Origin of the sequence: Methylobacterium sp., from assembly GCF_019750675.1 — a bacterium.
Taxonomy (GTDB): domain Bacteria; phylum Pseudomonadota; class Alphaproteobacteria; order Rhizobiales; family Beijerinckiaceae; genus Methylobacterium.
Window position 1 is genome coordinate 19,301 of the sequence record NZ_JAIEOF010000128.1, and the last position, 10,497, is coordinate 29,797.

Annotated in this window: 9 protein-coding genes; 5 read left to right on the forward strand and 4 right to left on the reverse strand. The window is 71.4% G+C overall.

Translation table 11 applies throughout. From position 1 onward, the window contains the following. Positions 1–29 precede the first annotated feature (29 nt). On the forward strand, positions 30–1,922 hold the full coding sequence (gene thiC / locus K2X24_RS06825) for a phosphomethylpyrimidine synthase ThiC (protein ID WP_292496050.1): 1,893 nt from the start codon (positions 30–32) through the stop codon (positions 1,920–1,922). 22 nt (positions 1,923–1,944) lie between these two features. Here thiC and K2X24_RS06830 read toward each other — a convergent pair whose 3' ends face one another. From K2X24_RS06830 to K2X24_RS06840, 3 genes are all read right to left on the reverse strand, one after another. Then, complete coding sequence (locus tag K2X24_RS06830) at positions 1,945–2,460, reverse strand: hypothetical protein (RefSeq protein WP_292496052.1); 516 nt, start codon at positions 2,458–2,460, stop codon at positions 1,945–1,947. Positions 2,461–2,616: 156 nt separating this feature from the next. Beyond that, positions 2,617–4,050, reverse strand: coding sequence for a DNA polymerase Y family protein (locus K2X24_RS06835; RefSeq protein WP_292496054.1), 1,434 nt, complete (start codon positions 4,048–4,050; stop codon positions 2,617–2,619). A gap of 7 nt (positions 4,051–4,057) precedes the next feature. After that, the gene (locus K2X24_RS06840; RefSeq protein ID WP_292496057.1) at positions 4,058–4,897 is read right to left on the reverse strand and encodes an ImuA protein; all 840 of its coding nucleotides are present in this window, start codon (positions 4,895–4,897) and stop codon (positions 4,058–4,060) included. A 232-nt stretch (positions 4,898–5,129) separates the two neighbouring features. Between K2X24_RS06840 and K2X24_RS06845 the strand changes: the two genes are divergently transcribed. The 3 genes from K2X24_RS06845 to K2X24_RS06855 all read left to right on the forward strand — a co-directional run bounded on the left by K2X24_RS06845 (position 5,130) and on the right by K2X24_RS06855 (position 7,649). Next, on the forward strand, positions 5,130–6,008 hold the full coding sequence (locus K2X24_RS06845; protein WP_292496059.1) for a collagen-like protein: 879 nt from the start codon (positions 5,130–5,132) through the stop codon (positions 6,006–6,008). A 142-nt stretch (positions 6,009–6,150) separates the two neighbouring features. Continuing rightward, positions 6,151–6,876: a molecular chaperone DjiA gene (locus K2X24_RS06850; protein ID WP_292496062.1), complete on the forward strand. Its 726-nt coding sequence runs from the start codon at positions 6,151–6,153 to the stop codon at positions 6,874–6,876. Further along, a complete protein-coding gene (locus tag K2X24_RS06855) occupies positions 6,873–7,649 on the forward strand; it encodes an N-acetylmuramoyl-L-alanine amidase (protein WP_292496065.1) in 777 nt (258 codons plus the stop codon). Before K2X24_RS06850 ends, K2X24_RS06855 begins: the two co-directional genes overlap by 4 nt. Positions 7,650–7,795: 146 nt before the next feature. On the opposite strand, the gene K2X24_RS06860 is transcribed toward K2X24_RS06855, so the two are convergent. Next, positions 7,796–8,821, reverse strand: a complete 1,026-nt coding sequence (locus tag K2X24_RS06860) for a TerC family protein (protein WP_292496068.1) — start codon at positions 8,819–8,821, stop codon at positions 7,796–7,798. A gap of 187 nt (positions 8,822–9,008) precedes the next feature. On the opposite strand from K2X24_RS06860, the gene K2X24_RS06865 reads away from it, so the two are divergent. Then, complete coding sequence (locus K2X24_RS06865; RefSeq protein WP_292496070.1) at positions 9,009–10,271, forward strand: TIGR03862 family flavoprotein; 1,263 nt, start codon at positions 9,009–9,011, stop codon at positions 10,269–10,271. Positions 10,272–10,497 lie beyond the last annotated feature (226 nt).

Here is a 10,497-nt window from a genome sequence, read left to right on the forward strand (position 1 = left end):
GATCGTCTCCAACGCCAGGAGCGAACCCGATGAATGCACCCGTTTTGCCCAAGGATCTGCCGCAGGGCCAGCCGCATGCGGTGACAACCGGCCCGATCATGGGCTCGCGCAAGGTCTACGCGGCGGTCGCCGGACACGACGACATCCGGGTGCCGTTCCGCGAGATCACCCTCAGCGATCCGAAGGAGGCCCCGGTGCGGGTCTACGATCCGTCGGGTCCCTACACGGAGACGGATGCCAAGATCGACCTCCATGCCGGCCTGCCGCTGGTGCGCGAGCCCTGGATCGCCCGGCGTGGCTACGCCACGGTGACCCCGCGCGCCGTCAAGCCCGAGGACAACGGCTTCGTGCCGGAAGACAAGCTCGTGGCCCCGTGTCCGGCCACCCGCGAGATCCGCAAGGCCGGCCCCGGCCAGATGGTGACGCAGTACGAGTTCGCCCGCGCCGGAATCATCACCGAGGAGATGATCTACGTCGCCAACCGGGAGAACCTCGCTCGCCAGACGATGCTCGAGGGTGCCGAGGCCGCGCTCGCCGACGGCAACAGCTTCGGCGCCGCCCTGCCGGCCTTCATCACGCCCGAGTTCGTGCGCGACGAGGTGGCCCGTGGCCGGGCGATCATCCCGGCCAACATCAACCACCCCGAGGTGGAGCCGATGGCGATCGGCCGCAACTTCCTCGTGAAGATCAACGCCAACATCGGAAATTCCGCCGTCACCTCCTCGGCCGCCGAGGAAGTCGAGAAGCTGGTCTGGGCGACCCGGTGGGGCGCCGACACGGTGATGGACCTCTCGACCGGCCGTAACATTCACAACATCCGCTCGTGGATCGTGCGCAACTCGCCGGTCCCGATCGGCACGGTGCCGATCTACCAGGCCCTGGAGAAGGTCGGCGGCGATCCGCTCAAGCTCGACTGGGAGGTCTTCAAGGACACCCTCATCGAGCAGGCCGAGCAGGGCATCGACTACTTCACCATCCACGCCGGGGTGCGCCTCGCCCACGTGCCGCTCACCGCGCGGCGCGTCACCGGCATCGTCTCGCGCGGCGGCTCGATCATGGCGCGCTGGTGCCTCGCCGGGCACCGCGAATCGTTCCTCTACGAGCGCTTCGACGAGATCTGCGACATCATGCGGGCCTACGACGTCTCGTTCTCCCTCGGTGACGGCCTGCGCCCCGGCTCCATCGCGGACGCCAACGACGCGGCGCAGTTCGCCGAACTCGAGACGCTGGGCGAACTCACCAAGATCGCCTGGGACAAGGGCTGCCAGACCATGATCGAGGGCCCCGGCCACGTGCCGATGCACAAGATCAAGGTGAACATGGAAAAGCAGCTCGTGGAGTGCGGCGAGGCGCCGTTCTACACCCTCGGCCCGCTGACCACCGACATCGCCCCCGGCTACGACCACATCACCTCCGGCATCGGCGCCGCGATGATCGGCTGGTTCGGCTGCGCGATGCTCTGCTACGTCACCCCGAAGGAGCATCTCGGCCTGCCCAACCGCGACGACGTCAAGGAAGGCGTGATCACCTACAAGATCGCGGCGCATGCCGCCGACCTCGCCAAGGGCCACCCGGCCGCGCAGCTGCGCGACGACGCACTCAGCCGCGCCCGGTTCGACTTCCGCTGGGAGGACCAGTTCAACCTCTCCCTCGACCCCGACACGGCCCGCGCCTACCACGACGAGACCCTGCCGAAGGACGCCCACAAGGTCGCGCATTTCTGCTCGATGTGCGGGCCGAAGTTCTGCTCGATGAAGATCACGCAGGACCTGCGCGCCGAAGTGCTGGCGATGGAGGCGGCCGGACAGGTGCTGGGCGAGGCGACGCCGATGAGCCAGGCCGAGCGCGAGGCCGGCATGGCGGCGAAATCCGCCGAGTTCCAGGCCGAGGGCGGCAAGCTCTACGTCGACGCGGCGGAGTAGAAGGTCGCGTCCCGGGCCGGCTTCAGCTGACCGGCCCGGGACAGGCGTTGCGGGTGAGAATCGCCCGCGGTGCGCGGAAGTTCAGTGGCGTGGTCTCGCGCGCCTCATAGGCATCGTGGAGCGCGCCAATCATGAGATCGGCCACGGCATCGAAATCGGGCGGCGTGCCCAGGGAAATCTCTCGCTCGTAGTTTTGTTTCGGACTGGTCTGCACGAAGCCCAGTCGATGGAGGGCCGCCTTCGAGGACGCGGATAGGAGGTGATCCGTCGCGTCCGGGGCCTGCGCATAGGCGCCCGACGAGGCTTCGCAGTACATCTTCGTATCGCCATCGAAGAAGATGTACTGCACGTAGCGCTGGTCCGCTCGGACGACACTCACGGCAAGGAACCGATCCCGGGACGTGGAGCGCGGGCCGCGCAGGTGAATGCTGTTCAGTTGCGTGACCACGGCACGGCGATGGGCTTCGATGAAGGCGGCACGGTCGCGACCGTCCGAAGCGGCGTCCGAGGTCGACGCGAAGGCGATCCCCAGCATCATCACCGCGCTCGACCGAGCCCCCCTTCGCCCCTGTCCGGTTAGGATCATCCCGGTTGGCTTCGAATGCCGTCCTCGGGGGAACTTACCCGATCATGCGAAATGCTATCATAGGTTGAATGGTGCGGCATCGCCCATGCGCATTCTGTCTCCGTCTTTTCACGCGAACAGCCCGTGCACGAACCAGCGTGCGGGCGCTTCCCGCGTGGGTAACCCCTCGCGATAGACCCAGAGGCGGCGGCCGGCCTCGTCCTCCACCACGTAGTAGTCCCGCGCCGGACCCGGCGCCTGCCACCACTCGTCGGCGATGCGCTCGGGCCCGTCCGCATGGGCGACGCGGTGCAGGCGCCGGCGCCAGCGGAAGCGGTGCGGCGGCCCGTCGGGGGCGAGGGCGATGACGTCCTCGGCGGCCTCGCCCCGGCCGAGCAGCACCAATGGTCGCGGTTGCAGGCGCGGCCGGCCCGCCTGCACGGGCAGGCTCGCGCGCCAGGGTTCCGCGCGTCCGGCGCGCTCGGGCAGGTGGCTCGCGCGAAAGCCGAGCCGCATCATCCGCCGCCCGAGGCGCTGGCGCAGGGCGTCGCCCAGGTGCTCGGCCCCCGTGCCATCGGGCGCCTCCACCAGCATGCCCTGACGCGCGCCGATCGTGCCGGTGGCGGTGACCGTGAGGCCGATCGTCTCGAAGCCGAAGCCGGCGTCGAGGGCCGGGCCGAGGCGGTCGAGGCGCAGGGTCAGCAGGCGCTCGATCTGGGCCGGGCAGCGGGTCGGCAAACTCATCCCGAGGTCGAGGGTGCGTACCACCCCGTCGACGCGGGTCAGGGACAGCCGCACCGCGCGGGCCCCGAGTCCGGCCGCCTCAAGCCGGGGCGCCAGTCCCGCCATCAGGTGCGTGGCCGTGGCGACGATGGTCTCCGGCCGCCCGATCGGTTCGAGGAAGCCGCGCGCGGCCTCGAATTCGCGCGGGTCCTCCGTGCAGACGAGGGGTTCCGGCCGGTGACCGAGGGCATGATCGAGCCGCAGCAGCAGGGTCTCGCCGAAGCGCCGGGCCAGGGGCGCACGAGGTGCGGCGGCAAGGTCGCCGATCCGGCGCAGGCCGAGGCGGGCCAGGGCCTGCGCCATGGCCGGATCGAGGCGCAGGGCCGAGACCGGCAGGGTCCATAGGGCCTCCGCGTTGCCTCCGGGCGCAACGAGGCCACCCCCGCCATGCCGGGCCAGGGCGAAGGCGCAGGCGGGGGTGTCGGCGAGGGCGATCCGCGCCGGAATCGCGCCCTCGGACAGTCGCCGGGCGAGATCCGCCAGGAGCTGCGCCTCGCCGCCGAACAGGTGGCTCGCCCCCGCGATGTCCAGGAACAACCCGTCGTGGCCCTCCGCCCGGCCGTAGGGCGCGACGACCGGGGTATAGCGCTTGGCCCAGAGGCAGAGCCGGTGCAGGGCGGCGGCGTCGGCCTCCGGGTCGGCGGGATGGACGGAGACGGGCGTGCCGATCCGGGCGCGGGCCCGGGCCAGGGTCTCGCCGGGTTCGAGGCCCAGCGCCCGCGCCTGCGCGTCCACCGCGATCAGGCGCAGGCCGCTGGCCTCCATCGCGGCCACGACCATCGGCCCATCATCTCGAGCTCTGGACCCGCCCGCCCGCCTCAGCCGTGTGACCGGCCAGTGCTCCAGCCAGACCGAAACGATGCGCGGCATGATCCCACTCCAGAAGCCAGTGTCCGGTCCGCCCGTTGCGGCTTCGGTCGAGGGTCGCTTGCCAGCACGGCCGCTCGATGCAGCCGAAGCGGTCGCGCAGGGCCTTGCCGGCGGCGATCCGCCAGCGGGTCGCCGCCACGTTGGGGCTCTCCGCCTCCGGGGGACGCAGAACGAGGAGGAGCCGGTCGGTTCGCCCGGCCGCGAGGTGGAGCCGGCGGCTCTGGGCCAGGGGCAGGGCGGCGTCGACGAGTCCCGCCACGGCCGCCAGGCCTCGGGACCGCAGCGATTCCTCCAGCGCCCGGTAGGCGTCGCTGTCGCTGGCGACCTCGAACAGCAGCAGGCGGGCCGGGTCGAGGCCGAGGCCGGCGAGCCCATGCCCGTAGGGGAGGGGATGGCCCTGGCCCACCACCAGCAGGGCTTCGCCGCGCACTCGGGCGAGGTGGCGCGCCACCAGGGCGAGGGCGAAGCCGAGGGCCGCCGGCTCGTCGCCCGCCTGGGCGGGGGCGATCTCGTGCAGCTGCCCGAGGGCCAGGCCGCCCTGCGCGAGGCGCGAATCGACGTCGTGGATGCCCAGCGGAAGGGCACCCCGAAGGACCGGGGCATCCCCACGCCCGGCCACGAGGTCGCGCAGGGCCGCCAGGTTCGAAGTGGCCGAGGCCCGGGGCGCCGCCTCGCGCGGCAGCGGGTCCGCGCCCGGCCGGTCCGCATGCGGACCTTCGATCTGCGTATCGGGAGGGTCTTCAGGGCTCTGTCTCATCGGCTCCGTTCCATCCCACTACGCTAAGAACAAAACAGGAACACACTCAATCGGTTTCCGGGGCCATGCGGAATTTCATCCGCCCTCAGGGACTTGGCCTGTGGACGGCTGTGGATGCCTGTGGATGGCTGCCTCCGGCCGGCATCTTCGCCACGCTTGACCGTTCGGCGAGGTCAGGGCAGCACTCCCCACCTGCCGCGCTCAGCAGACGCGGACCAGACCGGAGAAATTCATGCGTCTCGCTCGTGCCCTCGTGGTCCTGTCGGGCCTGATCACCGTGGCGGGCGGGCTCCCCGCCATCGCGCAGACGGCGGGCCAGCCCAGGGGCGAGGCGGCCAAGGCGCGCAAGCCGCAGTCCGTGTCGCAGCCGATCCAGGTCTACGACGCCCGCTTCGAGAACGGCGACCTGCGCATCTCCGGCAGCGTGCGCAAGCCCGGCACCGTGGTGGTGCTCGACGAGGACATCTCGATCATCGCCGACAGCCGGGGCCGCTTCGTCTTCCGCCTGCCCTACGTGCCCACCAACTGCATCGCCACCCTGAAGGCGGGCGAGGACGAGCGCGAGGCGGTCATCGCTAATTGCGGCCCCGCCGGCCAGCCCGGTCCGAAGGGCGAGACGGGCCAGAAGGGCGACACCGGCGACAGGGGCGAGACGGGCCCCGCCGGTCCGCAGGGCGTCGCCGGGCTGCCCGGTCCTCAGGGGCCGAAGGGCGAACCGGGTGCCAAGGGCGAACCGGGTGTGAAGGGCGAAACGGGCGCTCGTGGTGAGGGCGGCCCGAAGGGCGAAGCCGGGCCGAAGGGCGACACTGGTCCCAAGGGCGAGCCCGGAGCACGGGGTCCGGCCGGCGAGCGCGGGCCCGCGGGGTCCAGGGGCGAGGCCGGTCAGGCTGCCCCGGCGGCCCCCGTGCCCGCATCCCCGTTCCGTGTGGTGCGCCAGGACACCTGCCCGGCCTCGGGCTGCGCCATCACCTGCGAGGGCACCGAAATCCTGGCTTCGGCCCTGTGCCTGAAGGGGGGCAGCGCCATCGTGACGGCGGGGGCCGACGGCACCCTGAGCGCGGCCTGCCCCAGCGAAGCCCAGGGCCTCGTCGGCCTCTGCGCCCGGCGCTGAGGGGCGGGACGCCCCGAGCGATCGCCTCTCGCCGAAACGGAGCCGTCCGGTGTAAGGACGCGCTTCGTTTCGCGCCGAAGTCGATGCCGCCCATGCCGTCTGCCTCATCCAGTCCCGTTTTCAGCGCCCGCGGGGTTTTCCGATGAGCGCGGGCATCTGGGGCAAGCTCGGGGGGGCAGGCCTCGGCCTCGCCATCGGCGGCCCCCTCGGCGGCCTCGTCGGCGGGGTGGCGGGGCATTTCCTGGTCGACCGCGAGGGCGCCCTGTTCGGGACCACGCCGCGTGACGTGGTCTTCACCACCGGCCTCGTGGCGCTCGCTGCCAAGATGGCCAAATCCGACGGCGTGGTGACGCCGGCCGAGATCGAGGCCTTCGCCAAGGTGGTACAGGTGGACGAGCGGGCCCGGCCCGGGGTCCAGCGCCTGTTCGACCTTGCCAAGGGCACCGCGAACGGCTTCGAAGCCTACGCCCGGCAACTGGCCAACACCTTCCACGACGAGCCGGCCCTGCTGGAGGACGTCCTCGACGGCCTGTTCCACATCGCCAAGGCGGACGGGGCCATCCACGAGGCGGAGGAGCGCTACCTGCGCGCGGTGGCGGAGACCTTCGGCTTCGACGAGGCCGCGTTCCGCCGCATCGCCGCCCGGCATGTCCGCCTCTCCGACGATCCCTATCTCGTTCTGGGCCTCGACCACGATGTCGACGATGCCGGGCTGAAGGCCGCCCACCGGGCCCTGGTGCGGGAGAACCACCCGGACCGGGCCATCGCCCGTGGCCTGCCGCCGGAGGCGGTGGCCATCGCCACCCGCCGTCTGGCCGCCATCAACGCCGCCTATGACCGGATCAGCGCCGAGCGGGGCCTCACGTGAAACCGACCCCCGAGAGTCCCGTCGCCACCAGCGTCCACCCGTCGCCCAACCACGGTGAGCGGCGGACCGGTCCGGTCGATCTCCTCGTCCTGCACTACACCGGCATGGAGAGCGCGGCGGCCGCCCTGCAGCGCCTCGCCAACCCCGTGGCGGAGGTCTCGGCCCACTACGTGGTGCTGGAGGATGGCCGCGTGGTGCAGATGGTACCCGAGGGGCGCCGCGCTTGGCACGCGGGTCAGGGCTCCTGGGCCGGCATCAGCGACGTGAACTCGCGCTCGCTCGGCGTCGAGATCGTCAATGGCGGCCATGCCGGCGGATTGCCGGCCTATCCGTCCGCGCAGATCGAGGCCGTCATCGCCCTGTGCGGCGATCTCTCCCAGCGCTGGAACCTCGCGCCGCACCGCATTCTCGCCCATTCGGACATCGCGCCCGAGCGCAAGGAAGATCCCGGCGAGCACTTTCCCTGGGCGCAGCTGGCAAGCGCCGGCATCGGACACTGGGTCCCGCCAGCTCCGATCCGCGACGGCCGCTTCTTTGCAGAGGGCGATGCCGGACCGCCGATCGAAGCGTTGCAGGCGATGTTCGCCCTCTACGGCTACGACCTGCCCGTGGGCGCCACCTTCGACGCCCGCATGAGTGCGGTGGTGACGGCGTTCCAGCGCCATTTCCGCCCGGCCCGCGTCGACGGCGTCGCCGACGCCTCGACGATCACCACCCTGAGGGACCTGATCGCGGCACTGCCCGGGCGGTCGGGCGACGCGATTTCGGGGTAGGGCGCGCCTCTCACTGTGCGGGGAGGGCACAGGGGCGGCGCCGGCCTCGATCGGCCGAGGTGCGCCCGACCAACCCGGCCTCCCCACACCCTCGACGGATCTCGGGCCGAGCCGAGATCCGTCGGGGTGGAAGGCAGGGGCGCGCGTCAGGCCCGGTGCTGGACCGCCTCGCCGCCATGCCCGCGTGCCTCCTCCGTCACCGTCCCCCGGGTGCGCCACAGGCTGTAGACGATGCCCGCGATGAGAAAGACGACGGTGACTGCGAGGGAGACCCACGGCGGGACGTGGACGAGATCGAAGGTGTCGGCGACCACGATCTTGCCTCCGATAAAGATCAGGATGAAGGCCAGCGCCGTCTTGAGATAGGCAAAGCGGTCCACCATCGCGGCGAGCGCGAAGTAGAGGGCGCGTAGCCCCAGGATCGCGAAGATGTTCGAGGTGTAGACCACGAAGGTGTCGGTGGTGATGGCGAAGATCGCCGGCACGCTGTCGACGGCGAAGATCACGTCGGCGCCGTTGACCAGGATGAGTGCCAGCGCCAGGGGCGTCAGCCAGAGGGCGGTCTTGCCCGTCTTCGGGTCGGGCTTTCGCACCAGGAAGCGCTGCCCGTGCAGTTCGGGCGTGATGCGCAGCACCCGCTGGAGCAGGCGCACGGCCCGGTTCTCGCGGATGTCGCCCGCCTCCTCTTCCTTCGAGACCAGCATCTTGACGCCGGCGAAGATCAGGAAGGCGGCGAAGATCGACAGCACCCAGGCGGCCTGGTGCACGAGGGCCGCGCCGAGGCCGATCATCAGGCCGCGCAGCAGCACGGCGGCCAGGATGCCCCATACCAAGACCCGGTGCTGGGACGTGCGCGGGATGCCGAGGGAGGTCAGGATGACCGCGATCACGAAGACGTTGTCCATCGACAGCGACTTCTCGACCACCAGGCCGGCGACGTATTCCTGGCCCGCCTGCGGCCCGAGATACCACCAGACCCATCCGCCGAAGATCATGCCGAGGGTGAAGTAGAAGGCCGTGAGGAGCAGGCTCTCCTTCACGCCGATCTCGTGGTTCTTGTCCCGGTGCAGGAGCCCGAGGTCGAAGGCCAGCAATCCGGCGACCAGGGCATGGAAGCCCAGCCACATCCAGACCGGCTTGCCGAGCCACTCGTAGTACAAAATATCAACCATGACGCGGACCGTCGATGCTTCTTGAGGAGAGAAAGCATCGGCTCCGACATCACGGAACGCATCACGAAGCATCCCGCCAGAGGGGCCCGCAGCCGATGAGGCGCAGTTGGGACTCGGACCTTGGCGAATCAAGGGCATCGTCCCGTCACGCTTGACAGGGCCGCCGCTGGCCGGCTTCCCAGGACGCATGACTGAAACTGAGCCCAAAGGCCGGGAGGCGGACGGCCCCGCCATGGTCGGCGGCCCCGCCGTGATCGGCGGCGGCCCCGCCGGCCTCGCGGCCGCGGAGGTGCTGGCGCGGGCCGGCCACGCCGTGACCCTCTACGACCGGATGCCAAGCGTGGGGCGCAAGTTCCTCATCGCCGGGCGCGGCGGCCTCAACCTCACCCATTCCGAACCCCTGCCGGCCTTCCTGGCGCGCTACCAGCCCGAGAGCGGCCCGCTCGCCGAGGCCATCGCGGGGTTTGCCCCGACCGACCTGCGGACCTGGTGCCACGATCTCGGCCAGCCGACCTTCGTGGGGTCGAGCGGCCGCGTCTTCCCCGAAAGCTTCAAGGCCTCGCCGCTCCTGCGGGCCTGGCTCCGGCGCCTCGACGGGTTGGGCGTCCGCATCCGCACCCGCCACCGCTTCACAGGGTGGTCGGCCTCCGGCGGCCCGGTCTTCGAGGCTCCGGAGGGGCGGGTCGAGACCGCCCACCGCCCAGTGCTCCTGGCCCTCGGCGGCGCGAGCTGGCCGCGCCTCGGCTCCGATGGGGCCTGGGTGTCCCTGCTCGAACGGGATGGCATCGCGGTGGCGCCGCTCAAGCCCGCCAATGTCGGGTTCACCGTGGCGTGGTCGCCGGTTTTCGCCGAGCGCTTCGCCGGCACGCCCCTGAAGCGCATCGCCCTCAGCCTCGAGGGTATCCGTGTGCGCGGGGAGGCGGTGATCAGTGCGGACGGGATCGAGGGCGGAGCGATCTACGCCATCGCCCATCGGATTAGAGCCGCCACCGAGCGTGGCGCGGCCTGGCTTCACCTCGACCTGAGACCCGATCTCGACGAGGCAACCCTGACGCGGGCGCTCAGCGATCCGAAGCCCGGGCTGTCGCTCGCCAACCGTCTGCGCAAGGGCGCGGGGTTGACCCCCGTGGGCATCGGGCTCCTGCGCGAGGCGGCCCACCCGCTGCCCGTAGCCGCCGAGGCCCTGGCGGCCCTGATCAAGGCGGTGCCGCTCCGGCTCCTGGCGCCCCGCGGGCTCGACCGAGCGATCTCGACGGCGGGCGGGGTCCGCTTTCGCGAACTCGATGCCGGCTACATGCTGGCGCGGCGCCCCGGCACCTTCGTGGCCGGCGAGATGCTGGACTGGGAGGCTCCGACGGGGGGGTATCTCCTCCAGGGCGCCTTCGCCTCGGGCCGCGCGGCGGCGGCGGGCATGCTGGCCTGGATGGATCGGGCCGCAGCGGGGCCATGACACGAGGGCTCACGAAAAAGGCTCCCTCTCGGGGGAGAGGGAGCCTGATGGTCCGGCGCGGTCGTTCGGGGCCGCGCGGCGTCGGGTCTCAGCGGCAGTACACGTCGCCGTAGGCGTCGCGGTAGGTGCCGTAGGGGCAGCGCGGGGCGGTGGAAGCGCCCACGATGGCGCCGCCGGCGCCGCCGATGGCTGCACCCGCGAGCGCGCCGCCGGCGCGGCCGGTGGC